Origin of the sequence: Erwinia sp. LJJL01, assembly GCF_047300805.2 — a bacterium.
Classification (GTDB): Bacteria; Pseudomonadota; Gammaproteobacteria; order Enterobacterales; family Enterobacteriaceae; genus Erwinia; species Erwinia aphidicola.
Genome location: NZ_CP178576.1, coordinates 2,634,456 through 2,650,738 on the forward strand (window position 1 = coordinate 2,634,456; position 16,283 = coordinate 2,650,738).

13 protein-coding genes and 1 pseudogene are annotated in these 16,283 nt (G+C 58.2%); all 14 read left to right on the plus strand.

What is annotated here, in order from left to right:
* Positions 1 to 33: 33 nt before the first annotated feature.
* The 14 genes and pseudogenes from tssH to ACLI4M_RS13175 all read left to right on the plus strand — a co-directional run bounded on the left by tssH (position 34) and on the right by ACLI4M_RS13175 (position 16,282).
* A complete protein-coding gene (gene tssH, locus ACLI4M_RS13110; protein WP_133624671.1) occupies positions 34 to 2,646 on the plus strand; it encodes a type VI secretion system ATPase TssH in 2,613 nt (870 codons plus the stop codon).
* 144 nt (positions 2,647 to 2,790) lie between these two features.
* On the plus strand, positions 2,791 to 4,224 hold the full coding sequence (locus ACLI4M_RS13115; protein ID WP_133624669.1) for a serine/threonine protein kinase: 1,434 nt from the start codon (positions 2,791 to 2,793) through the stop codon (positions 4,222 to 4,224).
* A gap of 46 nt (positions 4,225 to 4,270) precedes the next feature.
* Entirely contained in the window at positions 4,271 to 6,673 is a 2,403-nt protein-coding gene (locus ACLI4M_RS13120) for a type VI secretion system Vgr family protein (protein WP_133624667.1), read from the plus strand.
* 14 nt (positions 6,674 to 6,687) lie between these two features.
* Positions 6,688 to 7,059: a hypothetical protein gene (locus ACLI4M_RS13125; RefSeq protein ID WP_133624665.1), complete on the plus strand. Its 372-nt coding sequence runs from the start codon at positions 6,688 to 6,690 to the stop codon at positions 7,057 to 7,059.
* Positions 7,060 to 7,311: 252 nt separating this feature from the next.
* Positions 7,312 to 7,701 (plus strand): hypothetical protein, encoded by a 390-nt coding sequence (locus ACLI4M_RS13130; RefSeq protein WP_133624663.1) that lies wholly within the window; start codon positions 7,312 to 7,314, stop codon positions 7,699 to 7,701.
* Positions 7,702 to 7,814: 113 nt separating this feature from the next.
* Positions 7,815 to 8,201 (plus strand): hypothetical protein, encoded by a 387-nt coding sequence (locus tag ACLI4M_RS13135; protein ID WP_133624661.1) that lies wholly within the window; start codon positions 7,815 to 7,817, stop codon positions 8,199 to 8,201.
* A gap of 163 nt (positions 8,202 to 8,364) precedes the next feature.
* Positions 8,365 to 8,748 carry a DUF3592 domain-containing protein gene (locus ACLI4M_RS13140; protein WP_133624659.1) on the plus strand — a complete coding sequence of 128 codons (384 nt, stop codon included), beginning with the start codon at positions 8,365 to 8,367 and terminating at the stop codon, positions 8,746 to 8,748.
* An 11-nt stretch (positions 8,749 to 8,759) separates the two neighbouring features.
* A pseudogene (locus ACLI4M_RS13145) lies at positions 8,760 to 11,301 on the plus strand (DUF2169 family type VI secretion system accessory protein).
* Positions 11,298 to 12,359: a pentapeptide repeat-containing protein gene (locus tag ACLI4M_RS13150; protein ID WP_133624655.1), complete on the plus strand. Its 1,062-nt coding sequence runs from the start codon at positions 11,298 to 11,300 to the stop codon at positions 12,357 to 12,359. Before ACLI4M_RS13145 ends, ACLI4M_RS13150 begins: the two are co-directional and overlap by 4 nt.
* Positions 12,360 to 12,368: 9 nt before the next feature.
* The gene (locus ACLI4M_RS13155; protein WP_133624653.1) at positions 12,369 to 12,974 is read left to right on the plus strand and encodes a DUF3540 domain-containing protein; all 606 of its coding nucleotides are present in this window, start codon (positions 12,369 to 12,371) and stop codon (positions 12,972 to 12,974) included.
* Between the two features lie 9 nt (positions 12,975 to 12,983).
* Positions 12,984 to 13,376, plus strand: a complete 393-nt coding sequence (locus ACLI4M_RS13160) for a DUF4150 domain-containing protein (protein WP_133624651.1) — start codon at positions 12,984 to 12,986, stop codon at positions 13,374 to 13,376.
* Positions 13,377 to 13,439: 63 nt separating this feature from the next.
* Positions 13,440 to 13,898, plus strand: a complete 459-nt coding sequence (locus tag ACLI4M_RS13165) for a hypothetical protein (RefSeq protein ID WP_133624649.1) — start codon at positions 13,440 to 13,442, stop codon at positions 13,896 to 13,898.
* 21 nt (positions 13,899 to 13,919) lie between these two features.
* The gene (locus tag ACLI4M_RS13170; RefSeq protein ID WP_133624647.1) at positions 13,920 to 15,851 is read left to right on the plus strand and encodes a type VI secretion system Vgr family protein; all 1,932 of its coding nucleotides are present in this window, start codon (positions 13,920 to 13,922) and stop codon (positions 15,849 to 15,851) included.
* Positions 15,848 to 16,282 (plus strand): DcrB-related protein, encoded by a 435-nt coding sequence (locus ACLI4M_RS13175; protein WP_133624645.1) that lies wholly within the window; start codon positions 15,848 to 15,850, stop codon positions 16,280 to 16,282. The genes ACLI4M_RS13170 and ACLI4M_RS13175 overlap by 4 nt, the downstream gene beginning before the upstream one ends.
* Position 16,283: the final 1 nt, after the last annotated feature.

A 16,283-nucleotide genomic window follows, 5' to 3' on the forward strand; every position in this document is an offset into this window, starting at 1 on the left:
ATCCCATCAGATCTATAACCACTGAGAATAATCATGTCAGAGATAAGCCGCGCCGTACTGTTCGGCAAACTGGATACGCTGTTATTTACCTCTCTGGAAAGCGCCACCGCCTTTTGTAAACTGCGCGGCAATCCCTATGTGGAGCTGGTTCACTGGCTGCATCAGCTGATGCAGCACCAGGACGGCGATTTACAGCAGCTGATCCGCTATTTTTCACTGGATGAAGAGGCGCTGACGCGCGATATCGTGGCGGCGCTCGATCGGCTGCCGCGCGGGGCCAGCGCGGTTTCTGACCTCTCTGAACATATCGACAGCGCGGTGGAGCGCGCCTGGGTTTACGGCTCGCTGAAGTTTGGCGTGCAGCAGATCCGCGGCGGCCATCTGCTGATCGGCATGCTGAAAACCTTCAACCTCGCCAATCTGCTGAAAGGCATCTCGCCTCAGTTCAGCCGCATCAGCATGGACGTGCTGCTGGAGCAGTTCGACGCGGTATTCGACGGCAGCAAAGAGGCGGCGCAGGTTGCCGCCGCACCGCAGGGTAACGCGGGTAGCGTTCCGCAGCAGCAGGGCACGCTGGCGCAGTATGCGCAGGACCTGACGGCGCGCGCGCGCGACGGCAAGATTGACCCGGTGGCCGGGCGTGACGAGGAGATCCGCCAGATGGTCGATATCCTGATGCGCCGCCGCCAGAACAACCCGCTGCTGACCGGCGAGGCGGGCGTCGGCAAAACCGCCGTGGTCGAAGGGCTGGCGCTGCGCATCGCCGCCGGCGACGTTCCGGCCCCGCTGCAGGAGGTGCAGCTGTGGCTGCTGGATATCGGCATGCTGCAGGCGGGTGCAGGGATGAAAGGCGAGTTTGAGGCGCGCCTGCAGGCGCTGATTAACGAAGTGCAGTCGAGCCCGACGCCGATCGTGCTGTTTATCGACGAGATCCACACCCTGATCGGTGCGGGCGGGCAGCAGGGCACCGGTGATGCCGCCAACCTGCTGAAGCCGGCGCTGGCACGCGGCCAGCTGCGCACCATCGGCGCCACCACCTGGGCGGAGTACAAAAAGTATATTGAGAAAGACCCGGCGCTGACCCGCCGCTTTCAGACCGTACAGGTCCACGAGCCGGACGAAGAGAAAGCGCTGCTGATGCTGCGCAGCACCGTCAGCCCGCTGGAGAAGCATCACCGCGTGCTGCTGCTCGATGAAGCGGTGGCGGCGGCGGTGAAGCTGTCGCACCGCTACATCCCTGCGCGCCAGCTGCCGGATAAAGCCGTGGCGCTTTTAGATACCGCCTGCGCGCGCGTGGCCGTCAGCCAGAGCGCGCAGCCGCCGCAGCTGGAAGACTGCCTGCACCGCATTCACGCGCTGGAGATCGAGCGCGATATCGCCGGGCGCGAAGCGCGTCTCGGCATCGGTGAAGGCGGGCGCGTGGCGGCACTGGAGCAGCAGCTGAGCGAGCTGGCCGCCCAGCGCGACCAGCTGAGCGCGCGCTGGCAGCAGGAGCAGGCGCTGGTCGATGCGATTATCGCCCTGCGGGCGCAGCTTCATGATGAAAGCGTGGAAGAGCCTGAAGCGCTGCACCAGCAGCTCAGCGCCCGGCAGCAGGCGCTGCGCGAGCTGCAGGGGGAAACGCCGCTGCTGTTTGCCGCAGTGGATGCCAACGTGGTGGCGGCGGTGGTTTCCGACTGGACCGGCATCCCGCTGGGACGCATGGTGAAAAACGAGATCGACGCGGTGCTGAAGCTGGCCGATACCCTCAACCAGCGGGTGATTGGTCAGCGCCACGGGCTGGAGCTGATCGCCCGCCGCGTGCGTACCTCGCGCGCGCGGCTTGATGACCCGAACAAGCCGGTCGGCGTGTTTATGCTGTGCGGCCCGTCCGGCGTTGGTAAAACCGAGACCGCGCTGGCGCTGGCAGAGACGCTGTACGGCGGCGAGCAGAACATCATCACCATCAATATGAGCGAATTCCAGGAAGCGCACACCGTCTCCACCCTTAAGGGCGCGCCTCCCGGCTATGTCGGCTACGGCGAAGGCGGTGTGCTGACCGAGGCGGTGCGCCGCCGTCCTTACAGCGTGGTGCTGCTCGACGAGATCGAAAAAGCGCACCCGGACGTGCACGAGATCTTCTTCCAGGTGTTTGATAAAGGCTGGATGGAGGATGGCGAAGGACGGCATATCGACTTCCGCAACACCATTATCATCCTCACTTCCAACGTCGGCACCCAGCTGATTGACGCAATGTGTGCCGACCCGGAGCTGATGCCGGAGCCGGAAGTGCTGGCCGGGGCGCTGCGCCCGCCGCTGCTGGAGGTGTTCCCGCCTGCGCTGCTCGGTCGCCTGCTGGTGGTGCCGTACTACCCGCTGAGCGATGCGATGCTGGCGCAGATTGTGCGCCTGCAGCTGCAGCGCATTCAGCGCCGCCTGGAGGAGAACCACGGTATCGCCTCGGTGGTCGACGACAGCGTGATTGCGCAGATTGTGCAGCGCTGCACTGAAGTGGAGTCCGGTGGCCGTATGGTTGACGCCATCCTCACCAATACCCTGTTGCCGCAAATGAGCCAGATGCTGCTGTCTGCCAGCGCGCGCGACGAACAGTATCGCCGCCTGCATGTCTCACTGCTTGAAGGTGAGTTCCACTGTCAATTTGCCTGATACCCGTCATTCTTCAAGCTGCAGATGCGTTGGCTGCATGCGCTCACCCGAATCACTTACTCCAGTAAGCTCATCGGGATTCGCTCTTTTGCCGCCTTCCTGCAACTCGAATTATTTAGGGTATCGCTATGAGAGTTATCCATAATGTCTGAACATGATAACAACCGCACGGTGCCGAACGCACTGCCGGTCGGCTACCGCTTCAATGAGTTTGAGATTGAGCAGGTGATTGGCGGCGGCGGCTTTGGCATTGTCTATCGCGCCCGCGACCATCAGCTGGAGCGCACCATCGCCATCAAAGAGTTTATGCCCGCCTCGCTGGCGGCGCGTAACAGCGACCTGACGCTGGTGCTGCGCAGCGAGCACTTCAGTAAAACCTTTCACGCCGGGCTGAACAGCTTTATTCAGGAAGCGCGCCTGCTGGCGCGTTTTAACCACCCGAACCTGCTGCACGTGCTGCGCTTCTGGGTGCAGAACGACACCGCCTATATGTGTACCGCGTTTTACAGCGGCACCACGCTGTCGCAGCTGCATCAGCAGCGCCCGCAGATCATCGACGAGGCCTGGATCCGCCGCCTGCTGCCGCCGCTGTTTGGCGCGATTAACGCTATCCACCAGGAGGGCTACCTGCACCGCGATATCTCGCTGGATAACATCCAGATCCAGGATAACGGCGTGCCGGTGCTGCTTGACTTTGGCTCGGCGCGTAAGGCGATTGGCAACCTGTCCGATGAAACCGAGACCATGCTCAAGCCCGGCTTCGCGCCGATTGAGCAGTACAGCGACGACAACGAGAGCGAGCAGGGCACCTGGACCGATATCTATGCGCTGGGCGCGGTGCTGCACACTCTGATTGTCGGCGCGCCGCCGACCGTCAGCGTGGTGCGCAGCATTGAAGACAGCTACCAGCCGCTGACCGAACGCCGCCCGGCGGGCTACTCGCTGCCGCTGCTTAACGCCATTGACCAGGCGCTGGCGCTGCATCCGGAAGACCGCCCGCAGACCGTCGATGCCTTTGCCGCACTGATGGAGCTGCCGGTCTCTGACATCAACGAGATCCACGAAGTGAAAGTCAGCGGGCCGGGCACCATGCTGGTGCCGGTTGAGCCAGAAGCGCAAGCGCCCGCCCCGGTTAACCGGCTGCAGCGCTTTATGCTGCCGGGCCTGGTGGCCGCCGGGGTGCTGGTGGGGATCGGCGTTGGGGTGCTGATGGGTTCATCCGGCGGCGACGATGCCCCGGTGGCCGCGCAGGCGCCGGCTGAGACGCCCGCGCAGCAGAGCGCCAGCAATGCCGCGCCCGCTAACAGTGGCGCGGCGGCGCCAGAAGCGGCAGCGACGCCTGCTGCCGCACCGCCGCCGCCGGAGCCGATTGCCCAGGTCTATATCCGGCTGCAGCCGGGCGACAAAGTGCAGGTGAACGGCAAAGCCGAAGCGCTGGTGCCGTCGCCAAACGGCTTTGCCACCCTGCAGCTGCCGCCTGGCAACTATCAGTTTGACGTCACCAATCGCGGTGAAACCCGCAGTCAGAGCATCACTATTGAGCAGGAAGGTGCGTGGCTGCTGAACCCGCAGAGCTGACGCTAACGCCCGCCGCGTGCGGGCACCGCATTCAGGGAGCAAGATAATGTTTGATCGTATTACCGCCACCACCCCCGCCGGAGACGGCACCCTGCAGTTCTGGAAGCTGGAGGGGATGGAAGTGGTCTCGCGCAGCTTTGAGCTGACCGTGACGCTGCTCAGCACCGACGCGCGCCTTGACCGCCGGGCGATGCTCGGCCAGCCGATCACGCTGACCATTCCCACCACCGCGCTGGCCGCCGCGCCGCGCTACCTCAACGGCAAAATCACCTCGGTGAAGGTGCACAGCGCCGACCTGAACGGTACGCGCTACGCGGTGTATACCCTGGTGATGGAGTCCGACCTGTGGCCGCTGAAGCGCGACCGCAACCAGCGCATCTTCCAGAACCAGCGCCTGCCGGACATCATTAAAACCGTGCTCGGCGAGTACGGGGTCAACGTGGAGGACAGGCTGGCGGGCGACTACCGCACGTGGGAGTACTGCGTGCAGTACCAGGAGAGCAGCTACGACTTTATCTCGCGCCTGATGGAGCTGGAGGGGATCTACTTCTTCTTCCGCCACGACGCGGAGCAGCACACGCTGGTGATGTTCGACGCGCCGCAGCAGCACCAGCCGTTCGCCGGGTATGAGGCGATCCCCTATCACGCCACCGCCTCCGGCGGCTCGACGGATGAAGAGGGGATTGGCGCATGGTCGATAGCCGAGCGGGTCACGCCGGGCATCTACAGCCTGGACGACTACGACTTCCGCAAGCCGAACGCGTGGATGTTCCAGGCGCGGCAGAACCCGTCGTCGCCGCAGCCGGGCAAGATTGACTACTACGAGTGGCCGGGGCGCTTTGTTGAGCACAGCCACGGCGAGTTTTATGCGCGCATCCGCCAGGAGGAGTGGCAGGCGGAGCACCAGCGCATCGACGCCAGGGCGACCTCGACCGGCATCGTGCCGGGCTGCACCTTCACGCTGAGCAACCCGCCGTTCGCCAGCGACGCCGACGACTACCTGATCCTCAGCGCGCTGTACCACTTTGAAGAGAACACCTACGCCTCCGGCGGGGGCGAGAGCAACCATACGGTGTGGCTGACGGTGATCCCGTCCAGTACGCAGTTCCGCTCGGCGCAGCGCACCGCGTGGCCGCGCACCCACGGTCCGCAGACGGCGAAGGTGGTGGGGCCGCAGGGCGAATCAATCTGGACCGACAAATATGGCCGGGTAAAGGTGAAGTTTCACTGGGACCGTCACGCGAAGGGCGACGACACCAGCTCGTGCTGGGTGCGCGTGTCGAGCGCGTGGGCGGGCCAGGGATTTGGCGGGGTGCAGATCCCGCGCGTTAATGACGAGGTGGTGATCGACTTTATCAACGGTGACCCGGACCGGCCGATGGTGACGGGCCGCGTCTATAATGAATCCAGCATGCCGCCGTGGGCGCTGCCCGCCGCCGCCACGCAGATGGGCTTTATGACGCGCAGTAAAGACGGCACCAAAGACAACGCCAGCTATCTGTTTTTTGAGGATAAGCTGGGCAGTGAATCTGTGGACCTGCACTCAGAAAGAAATATGAATGTCTCTGTTGAAGGGATTCATAATGAAGTTGTGCATCAGCAGACCATCTACTCGCATATGAATACCCGCAATGTGACGGTTATGCAGCACGATACTCAGACGTTCAATAACGGTCAGACGATATCGGTGACCGCAAGTGGGCGTAATGAATCCATTGTTGATAATGAAACCAAGTGTGTGACAGGGTATTCCGATAACAGTTATACTGGCAACGTGATTATTAAAACGGATGCTACAGTGAGTACCAATGCGGTCAGCAAAATCATGTACGAGACACCTGAAGTAGTGTTCGGACAAGTGATTGATGCACAAGGAACTCCGAGTGCAGTGCCTGCTGTACCTTTTGATATCAAAAAAACAGTTGGTCCGGTGATGTCAGCACCTGGTACAACTGTGCCTGCCAGTGATTATCTCGCTTCAGCATCCGGTGCCGCCATCAGCGCAGCAACAAAGGTGACCTATAAAAAAGGTGTGGTGACTGATATTCAGGGCATTGATAAGCTAACCGTGCAGCAAAATCAGATTGTCGATGTTAAAGGGAATGTCGCGAGGACTATCCAGGGTACTTATGCAGATACAGTTATGGGTGAAATGACAATCTACTCTCCTAGTAAGATCACAATAAAAAGTGATACGGAAGTGAATGTGGATACTCCTTGGGCGGTTGAAACTAAGTGGAATACGACTAGTTTAGCTGCAACAAATTTTTCTACCACAGGAACTGGTGTCTCCTTGACAGGATTAAATGTAGGCATAACTACTACGAAGTTGGAAAATAATCCAGTGGCTATTGTTTGGAATAATGGGCTTAAGTTTAAATCAGGGGCTATGACAACCTCAAATTACTTGTTGGCATTAAAAAATGCGGCGTTGACATTATTTAACTAGTAAGGGTCTATAAGATGTTTTTTTGGAAATCATTAAATTATATTATTCCTGCAATAGTTGTTTTTATTATAATCTTTATGATTTTTCGGTCCATGAAAAATGGAAAGGTAGAAAGGGAGATAGCTGCTAACCCTGTTTTTGTTGAGGCAACCATCGTCAAGGTTGTGCCTGGGACACCTTCTACAAATGGTCTTGTTAACATCACTTTTGATTATGAGTTTAACGATGATAAAGGAAAATTAGTAGAACGGAAGAATTACCTCACTGCAATTAAAACTATGGATTTGTATAACTTTAATGTTGGAGGGAAGTTAGGAGTTATGTACCTCAAGACGGACTCATCAAAAAACATGCTAACGATGAAAAATGCTCTTGAAGAGCAATGATTTCAATGTGAGAATTTGATTTATTTTCAGGTGCTCCTTAAGAATATCTGGTTTCTAAAAGTAGTATGCATCTTCGAAGTTTTTATTACATGGTGAGTATGAAAGTTATAATGTAGTGTAAGTATGATAACTGAATGTAATTGTGACGATTTCTTATTGGGCTATTTTTTAAAGTTGGCAGATTGTGCGTCAAAAAAAGTTAGTCGTATGTTCCGGTAATGGTTATTTTAAAAATTATCATGATGGGTTTGAATGGATATGCCCTGGATTTTAAATGCATTATTAGTAATTTCCCTTATTCTTGCTATGAATTTTTTTGTCAGAAGGGCAATAAAGAAGTCTCAATTACACCGCGAAAACATCACGAATAAAGGCACAAGTGTCAACCTGACGATTTTATCCATGAAGCAAAGTGGTGTTTTCATAAACAACTGTCCCGTTTTATTACTCAAGCTTAGAGTTGAAGACGTTGCAACTGGTGATAACTGGGTCATAGATGAATTCAAGGAGACTGCGTTACTGATAGCTCTTAATGACTATCAGTCAGGTAATGTTTACCAGGGGAAACTTGACAGAAATAAAAGTGAAATTATTTTTGTTCGTGATCCTGGTGGAAAACCCATTCTCTTGGACAGGAAGTGAGATGGTCAAGATAGAAATTGCTTTTCCGATAAAGGGAGGTTAGTAACAATAGTGATTTCTGTTGAAACTATAATTAGTGTCTTACTATAATATTTTGAAGGCTGATAATGGGTATGAAGGAAGCGATTGCATCGATGTCTGGCATTGAATTAACTTTCATGATGACCGGAATTCTTGTTCCTATGGTCTTCATTGTTTTTACTATCTTTTCCTTTAAGGGAAAGTCTAAAGGAACTGTTGATGCTTTCAGAGTAATTAAGCATGAATCATGGGCAGGAGACCTTATCAGTACAAAAATGGAATCTTGGCAACAGACTGATATAAGCTATGGAAATGACCTTTTTTTTGATGTGTTTTTTTATACAGGTGATGGATCAGAAATGAAATCAGCCAAGGCACTTGTTGCTCTGAGCGATATGCACCTGCTTAAAAAAGGGTTGGATATCATTGTGAAGCAAGATAAGAAGGGAAGGATTGCAGTAGTAAAAATAGATTATTAATATTCAGAATTTGAATAAAACATTCTAAAAAAGCTACTTATTTTTAATATTTTTTTTACGATGTTTTGATGGCTGGGTTCCCCTCCTTTAATCAATGTAATGTGCCTTGGTTTATAATGTTGATTAATTCATTATAGGTTAAATTATTAATGGTGTTGTGACGGTGTTAATTGCCTGCTTTATATATTCAGCAGTTGCGTTGCTATTTATTTATGTTTTGATTTCACTGTATCGCAGAGATCTCAGGAACAAAAAAATCAAAAACGAAGTCTTGAGGGATGGGGTTGATACCACCGCGGTCATCACTCAGGTTGCCAGTCGCTCTGGCGGTAATTCAGGGTTTATCAATATCTCCATAGACTTTCGTTATCAAAACCAACGTGGTGAAGAGCTGCACGGGCAGTCACTGGCGGTGATCGACGCCATGGACAGCGCGAAATATCAAGCCGGGCAGCGCATCAACATTCGTTATGCCCGCACCGATGCACGAAAAACCCTTGTTGATATTCCCAATCCCCTAATGAAACGGAAAAACAGATCTTCCTAAGGACGTATTCCATGAAGATTATCAAACCGCTGCGCCTCAGCGTGCTAAATCGCCCCTTTCGCCTGCAGGGAAAAAACCATCTTGGCGTTACGGTGCTGGCGCTGGCGGATATGGGGCCAAAACCTCAGCTGCGCCCGGAAGCGGAACTGTGGCAGCTGGCGGCCAGCGAGTTGCAGACCAGCGGCGGAGTGCTGGATATGGCGATCCCCAAGGCCCGCGCCGAATTTCTGGCAACCGGCTTTGCCTATACCCACCATCAGCAGGATAAAACCCTGTGCGCTGCGCGTATAGATGTCGAGTCGCGCAGCAAAACGCTCGCGATCTCCGGCGACCGAATCTGGTCCGGTTCACACCCCACGCCACCGCGCCCGTTTGAGCAGATGCGCCTCGACTGGAGCCGTGCCTTTGGCGGCGAAGGCTATGCCGATAATCCGCACGGCATCGGCGCGCTGGAGGAAACTCAGGATGGCATCAAGTATCGCCGCCTGCCGAATATTGAGCCGCTGCACCCGCGCATCACCTCACCACGCCAGCAGCCGGAACCGGTCAGCTTTGGCCCGCTGGATATGCAGTGGCCGCGCCGCATGAAGCGTATGGGCAAGGCCTATGACGCCAGCTGGCTGCAGAACGAGTTTCCCGGCTTCGCGCGCGATATCGACTGGCGGGTATTTAACGCCGCCAGCCCCGACCAGTGGTGGGACGATCGCGACAGCCTGCCCGATGAGGCCGAGTGGCGCATCTGGAATATGCACCCGGAGAAGGCCCTGCAGCAGGGCAGGCTGCCGCCGTGGCAGGCACGCTGCTTTATCAATCGCCAGCGCGGCGATGAGCTGCTGTTTGAAGAGATCCCGCTGCGCGCCACCACCGTTCTGGTTCTTCCCGCACCTGGAGCAGATGGTGCTGATGTGGCAGGGCAACCGGCGCATCAACGAAGATGACGCCGCCGACGTGCAGCAGCTGATGCCCGCGCTGGAAACCACCGGCGCCACCCGCTCGCTGAATCACTATCGCAAAGTGCTGGCGCAGCGGCTGGATAAAGAGAAGGGCGCGCTGTTTGCCTTCCGGGAAAAAGATCTGGTGCCGGAACATGCCATCGGACCCTGGCTGGACAGCGAAGTGCAGACCAGCGAAAGCCCGATGCAGAACAATATGAAAAATCGTGCCAGCCAGCTACGCGAACAGCACCGCGCAACGCTGGAGGCGCAAGGGGGCGATATCAGCACGCTGCTGGCTGAGGTGGAAGAGCCGGAGATGCCAAAGCTGGACGAGCTGCCCGAATTTATCGAGAAGATGGAGCGTAAAGCGGCAGAGATGCAGCAGCAGGCCGAAGCGCGCAAGCGGGAGATGGAAGCGAAATATCCCGATGCCGCCAGCCGCGATAACCTGCCGCGTGGCCCGGAGTCAATGCACCGCATGCAGGAGATGCTGCACCAGCATGGCGACAAGATGACGCAGAAGAAACTGCAGCAGAGCCGCGAGGCGATGCACCAGCTGTACCTGATGTCGGTGCAGAGCCAGCCGCCTGCGCGGCGCTTAACCGGCGATATCGCGCTGATTATCCGCCAGCGTGCAGAACGCACCATGGCGCAGGGCGGTGACTTCAGCGGGCTGGATCTGACCGGGGCGGACTTCTCCGGGATGGATCTGCGCGGCGCTAATTTTCATCAAACCCTGCTGGAGTGCGCCGACCTCAGCGGCTGCCAGCTGGACGGTGCCAGCTTCACTGAAGCGATGCTGGCGCGTGCCAACCTGCACAACGCTTCGCTGCGCGGCTGCGACCTGAGCAGCGCCAGCCTGGCGCTGGCGCAGTGCCAGAACAGCTGTTTCAGCGGTGCGAAGCTGAAAGAGACGCAGCTGGAGCAGGCGCTGCTCGACGGCTGTGATTTCAGCCACGCCACGCTGGAGAACCTGCTGCTGCGCGAAAGCGGCATCAGCGGCTGCGGTTTCCGGCAGGCCACCCTTGAGGGCTGCATCTTTATGGAGATGACGCTGGCGCAGCCCGACTTCAGTCAGGCAACGCTGCGCAAAACCACCTTTCTGAAATGTCAGCTGCAGGCAGCGCGCTTCAGCGGTGCAGATCTTGAGAGCTGCTCCTGGGTGGAGAGCAACGCCGACGGGGCGCGCTTTGACCAGGCGACGCTGACCACCTGCGCGCTGGCTGCGGAAAGCTCGCTGGCCGGAGCCGATTTCAGCAGCGCAACGCTGAAGCAGAGCAACCTGCGCCAGACCGCGCTAAACGGCGCACAGTTTACGCTGGCGAAGTTAGAGAACAGCGACCTCAGCGAAGCCAACTGCCAGGGGGCCAACTTTACGCGCGCCAACCTGGTTGGCAGCCTGTTTATGCGCACCGACTTCCGCCACGCCGATTTTAGCGATGCGAATCTGATGGGCGCCCTGATGCAGAAAACGCAGCTGGGCGGCGCCCGCTTCCACGGTGCTAACCTGTTCCGCGCCGATCTGTCGCAGTCATTCACTGATGATACCACCGCGCTGACAGGGGCCTTTATCAAGCGGGTCAAAACCCTGCCAAAGCGTGACGGAGAAGTGATATGAACGCAGCCGAACTGCAGCAGAAGATCAAAGGCGGCGAACCGATCGGTGAGATCAATCTGGACGGCCTCGACCTCAGCGGCTGTGACCTCTCCGGCGGCATCTTGCAGGAGGTCTCACTGCAGGGGGCTAACCTGCGCGGCGCCAACCTGCATGAAACGGTGTTTACCGAGTGCCAGCTGGAGGGCGCAGATCTGACGGGTGCGACCCTGCAACAGACGGTGTTTAACCAGTGTGGCATGGCGCAGCTGCACACCAGCGACAGCGCGCTTAGCGAATGCGTGTTTAACCAGTGCGCGCTCAGCGGCAGTGACTTTGCGCGCAGCGTGCTGGATAAAACCCAGTTTATGCGCTGCGCGCTGGCGCACAGCCGCTTTAGCCAGTCGCGGCTTGAGCGCAGCACCTTTTTCGAATCCCCACTGACAGAAGCGCATTTCAACGGCTGCCGCTCCCTGCTGACCACCTTTTTTGGCATTGACCTGCGCAGCACCGATCTCAGCAGCAGTCAGTTTGAACGCGTGGTGTTCTTTAACTGCGACCAGCGCGGAAAAAGCTATGCGCAGCAGCAGTTTACTGGCTGCCAGTTTACCGACAATCAGCTGGACGGTGCCAACTTCAACGGTGCCCAGCTGACGCAGTGCAACTTCAAAGGAGCCTCGCTGAAGCAGGCTCAGCTGCGCCAGGTGAATGCCAGCCAGGCGCTGTTTATGGCGGCGGACCTGAGCGGCGCGCAGTGCCAGCACAGCCTTTTTGACCAGGCGCTGTTTGTCGGGGCCACGCTAAGCGGGGCCGACTTCAGCCACAGCCGCCTGTTTCAGAGCATCCTGCAGCAGGTCACGGCCTGCCAGACGTCGTTCGCCCTGTGCGACCTGACCTACAGCGATTTTTCCGCCGCCGATTTACGCCAGGCGGATTTTCGCAGCGCCACATTTTCCCGTACCCGCCTGCACCGGGCACGCCAGGAGAATGCCCACTTTTCCGACCGTCAGGGCATTCTTGAATATGATGAAGAGTTACTGGCTGCCGAAGCCTGGAGCATTGAGCGGCAGAGCCGCAGTTGAGGAGACATGATGAACAATATCAATCACAAACTGGCGCAGGCGGTAACGCTGCCCGTGCAGGCTTCCGGCAGCGTCACCCACGTTTTTGCCGATGGCAGCCTGACCGTTGAGAGTGAGGGGCGCGGCTGGCACTGCCAGCGTGCGGTGAGCTGCGTGATAGCCCCACAGGTGGGGGATCGGGTGTTGATCACTCACGTCGATAACCAGATCTGGCTGCTGGCGGTGCTGGAGCGGGCCAATCCGCAGGCGGCGGAGCTGAGCGTGCCGGGCGACCTGCATATTCGCAGCAGCGGTGAGCTCAGACTGAGCAGCGCGGCGCTGCGCGTCACGGCTGACGAGGGCGACTGCCATATTAGCGCGATGAACTACAGCGGCGACAAGCTCTCCGCGTGGGTCAGCCTGTCGCGCATCGTCGGCAAACGTGCCGAGTCCGTCTGGCAAACGGTGAGCCAGATCAGCCACAACCTGCTGCGCACCACGCGCAACACCGAGCAGGTGCGCGCCGGGCAGCTGGATATCAAGGCTGAAGACTATGCGCGCCTGCATGCGCACAACACGGTGATCACCTCGAAAGCGATCACCAAAGTCGATTCTGAACAGATCCATATGGGCTAAGGAGCTTCTATGTTTGCTAACTGCCAGCTGTTTGGCGTTGACCTCGCTTTTCCCGACGTCTGCCTGACGCCGATGCCGGTGCCGACGCCGGTTCCTTATCCGGATATCGCGCTGGGGCCGACGGCGATCCCTAATGCGCTAAATATTCTGTTTATGGGCATGCCCGCGCACAACATGGCGACGGTGACGCCGCTGACCAATGGTGATAACCCCGGCGTGGCGACCGGCGTGGCTTCCGGCACGGTAATGGGGCCGTCGCGCCATCTGACCGGGGCCTTTACCGTGCTGCTGAAGGGCACCCCGGCCACGCGGCTGACCAGCGTTACCCTGCAAAACTCCACCAATGCTATTGGCATGCGTATTGTGCCCAGCCAGTTCAAGGTGCTGATGCTGGCGCCTTAATTTGCTTCACAGGGTGTATGCCCGATTCGCTGTTGTGCTGCTGACCCGGGGAAGGAGGGCAATATGGAAATTTTTCTCAGATGGGCTGGGGTGACGGTATTTACCCTGTTGTCCTGGCGATATCTTTGGAATGGACGGGATGAGTTTAGTGGAAAAGAGTGGGGGCTGACCCTACTGAAGATGGTGGGCCTGCTGGTCGGTTTCACTCTGGCAATGCTGATTTTAAGAGGATTACACGAGATCTGGCCGGTTATCGATCGGCGGCTCGCCGTCACGATCGTCGTGCCACCCTGCATGTCACTGTTAGCCATACAGATGAACAAAATATTGATAGCCGCCCTGCATACGATCTTCGCGCGAATCCTGCAGTTTCATCAAGTCCACAACACGGCGGAGAATTACCGCAAATTATCCTCATCCCGATACGGCTCCGTCTCCGATCGGGTGTGGTTTATCAAATGGCTACTGACCTTTAATGTTGTGCTGATGCTTTACGGTATTTGGTTTGGCATCCATCCATGATTACGAATCGGGAAGTTATCTATGTTTGACCGTATTACCGCCACCACCCCCGCCGGAGACGGCACCCTGCAGTTCTGGAAGCTGGAGGGGATGGAAGTGGTCTCGCGCAGCTTTGAGCTGACCGTGACGCTGCTCAGCACCGACGCGCGCCTTGACCGCCGGGCGATGCTCGGCCAGCCGATCACGCTGACCATTCCCACCACCGCGCTGGCCGCCGCGCCGCGCTACCTCAACGGCAAAATCACCTCGGTGAAGGTGCACAGCGCCGACCTGAACGGTACGCGCTACGCGGTGTATACCCTGGTGATGGAGTCCGACCTGTGGCCGCTGAAGCGCGACCGCAACCAGCGCATCTTCCAGAACCAGCGCCTGCCGGACATCATTAAAACCGTGCTCGGCGAGTACGGGGTCAACGTGGAGGACAGGCTGGCGGGCGACTACCGCACGTGGGAGTACTGCGTGCAGTACCAGGAGAGCAGCTACGACTTTATCTCGCGCCTGATGGAGCTGGAGGGGATCTACTTCTTCTTCCGCCACGACGCGGAGCAGCACACGCTGGTGATGTTCGACGCGCCGCAGCAGCACCAGCCGTTCGCCGGGTATGAGGCGATCCCCTATCACGCCACCGCCTCCGGCGGCTCGACGGATGAAGAGGGGATTGGCGCATGGTCGATAGCCGAGCGGGTCACGCCGGGCATCTACAGCCTGGACGACTACGACTTCCGCAAGCCGAACGCGTGGATGTTCCAGGCGCGGCAGAACCCGTCGTCGCCGCAGCCGGGTAAGATTGACTACTACGAGTGGCCGGGGCGCTTTGTTGAGCACAGCCACGGCGAGTTCTACGCGCGCATCCGCCAGGAGGAGTGGCAGGCGGAGCACCAGCGCATCGACGCCAAAGCGACCTCGACCGGCATCGTGCCGGGCTGCACCTTTACGCTGAGCAACCCGCCGTTCGCCAGCGACGCCGACGACTACCTGATCCTCAGCGCGCTGTACCACTTTGAAGAGAACAGCTACGCGTCCGGCGGGGGCGAGAGCAACCACACGGTGTGGCTGACGGTGATCCCGTCCAGTACGCAGTTCCGCTCGGCGCAGCGCACCGCGTGGCCGCGCACCCACGGTCCGCAGACGGCGAAGGTGGTGGGGCCGCAGGGTGAATCAATCTGGACCGACAAATATGGCCGGGTGAAGGTGAAGTTTCACTGGGACCGTCACGCGAAGGGCGACGACACCAGCTCGTGCTGGGTGCGCGTGTCGAGCGCGTGGGCGGGCCAGGGTTTCGGCGGGGTGCAGATCCCGCGCGTTAATGACGAGGTGGTGATCGACTTTATCAACGGCGACCCGGACCGGCCGATTATCACCGGGCGCGTTTACAACGAAGCCAGCATGCCGCCGTGGGCGCTGCCCGCCGCCGCCACGCAGATGGGCTTTATGAGCCGCTCAAAAGACGGTACCCCGGATAACGCCAACGCCCTGCGTTTTGAAGATAAAGCGGGTGAGGAGCAGCTGTGGGTGCAGGCCGAGCGCAATATGGACACCACCGTTAAAAATGATGAGACGCGCTCGGTTGGCGGTAACCAGACGCTGGCGGTGGCAAAAAGCTTTGACGGCAAGGTGAGTGGACTCTACAACCATGCCACCCAGCTGAACCGCAGCGAGCTGGTGGGCGGCGATTACAGCCTTGATAGCCAGGGCGCGATCCTGCTCTCTTCAGGTCAGGGCATTCGCCTGCTGAGCGGCGACAGCATGCTGATCCTCGACCCGAACGGCACTATCTCGCTGCAGTGCCTTAACTTCCAGATAAATGCCTCGCAGCAGGGCGAGATCAATACCGGCGGTACGCTGGATCTCAACGTCAAGCAACCCGCGCAGGCCGCCCCGCAGCAGCCAACCCCGGCGGATATCACCGCCAAAGTGAAGGATGCCTTTAACAACTCAGGGAGCAACTCATGAGCCAGCCAGTCGAATATCACCTGTCGGAAGGCACCCTGACGCTGCCGGAAGTGGCGCAGGATCAGAGCGTGACCATTCTGCGCCTGCCAGCAAGCCGCGCCACGCTGGTGCTGACGCGCGCGTGGGAGGTGAAAGCGGGCGACGAGCAGGCTTTTATCGACCAGCAGATTGCCAAAGTTAAGCGAGATATGAAGAAGTTCTCCGGCGATGAGCCGCAGGAGAGCCATTTCGGGCCACTGCCCGCCCGTGAAATCACTATGCGCTTTGAGACGCAGGGCGTGCGCGTGGCGCAAAAACTGCTGGTGGCCATGCTGCCTACGCATCTGCTGGCGGTGACGTTTAGCTGCAGCGGCGAGTTCGATGCGGCGGCGCTGGCCGTCTGGGAGGGGATCCGTCAGGGATTCACTCCGTTGCCGGGCGGGGAGGCGTAAG

Bases quoted from the DNA above. Each gene is read 5' to 3' on its own strand.
- ACLI4M_RS13160 (WP_133624651.1), top strand. From the start codon at position 12,984: ATGTTTGCTAACTGCCAGCTGTTTGGCGTTGACCTCGCTTTTCCCGAC.
- ACLI4M_RS13155 (WP_133624653.1), top strand. From the start codon at position 12,369: ATGAACAATATCAATCACAAACTGGCGCAGGCGGTAACGCTGCCCGTG.
- ACLI4M_RS13170 (WP_133624647.1), top strand. From the start codon at position 13,920: ATGTTTGACCGTATTACCGCCACCACCCCCGCCGGAGACGGCACCCTG.
- ACLI4M_RS13115 (WP_133624669.1), top strand. From the start codon at position 2,791: ATGTCTGAACATGATAACAACCGCACGGTGCCGAACGCACTGCCGGTC.
- ACLI4M_RS13150 (WP_133624655.1), top strand. From the start codon at position 11,298: ATGAACGCAGCCGAACTGCAGCAGAAGATCAAAGGCGGCGAACCGATC.
- ACLI4M_RS13120 (WP_133624667.1), top strand. From the start codon at position 4,271: ATGTTTGATCGTATTACCGCCACCACCCCCGCCGGAGACGGCACCCTG.
- ACLI4M_RS13125 (WP_133624665.1), top strand. From the start codon at position 6,688: ATGTTTTTTTGGAAATCATTAAATTATATTATTCCTGCAATAGTTGTT.
- ACLI4M_RS13175 (WP_133624645.1), top strand. From the start codon at position 15,848: ATGAGCCAGCCAGTCGAATATCACCTGTCGGAAGGCACCCTGACGCTG.
- ACLI4M_RS13130 (WP_133624663.1), top strand. From the start codon at position 7,312: ATGGATATGCCCTGGATTTTAAATGCATTATTAGTAATTTCCCTTATT.
- tssH (WP_133624671.1), top strand. From the start codon at position 34: ATGTCAGAGATAAGCCGCGCCGTACTGTTCGGCAAACTGGATACGCTG.
- ACLI4M_RS13165 (WP_133624649.1), top strand. From the start codon at position 13,440: ATGGAAATTTTTCTCAGATGGGCTGGGGTGACGGTATTTACCCTGTTG.
- ACLI4M_RS13135 (WP_133624661.1), top strand. From the start codon at position 7,815: ATGAAGGAAGCGATTGCATCGATGTCTGGCATTGAATTAACTTTCATG.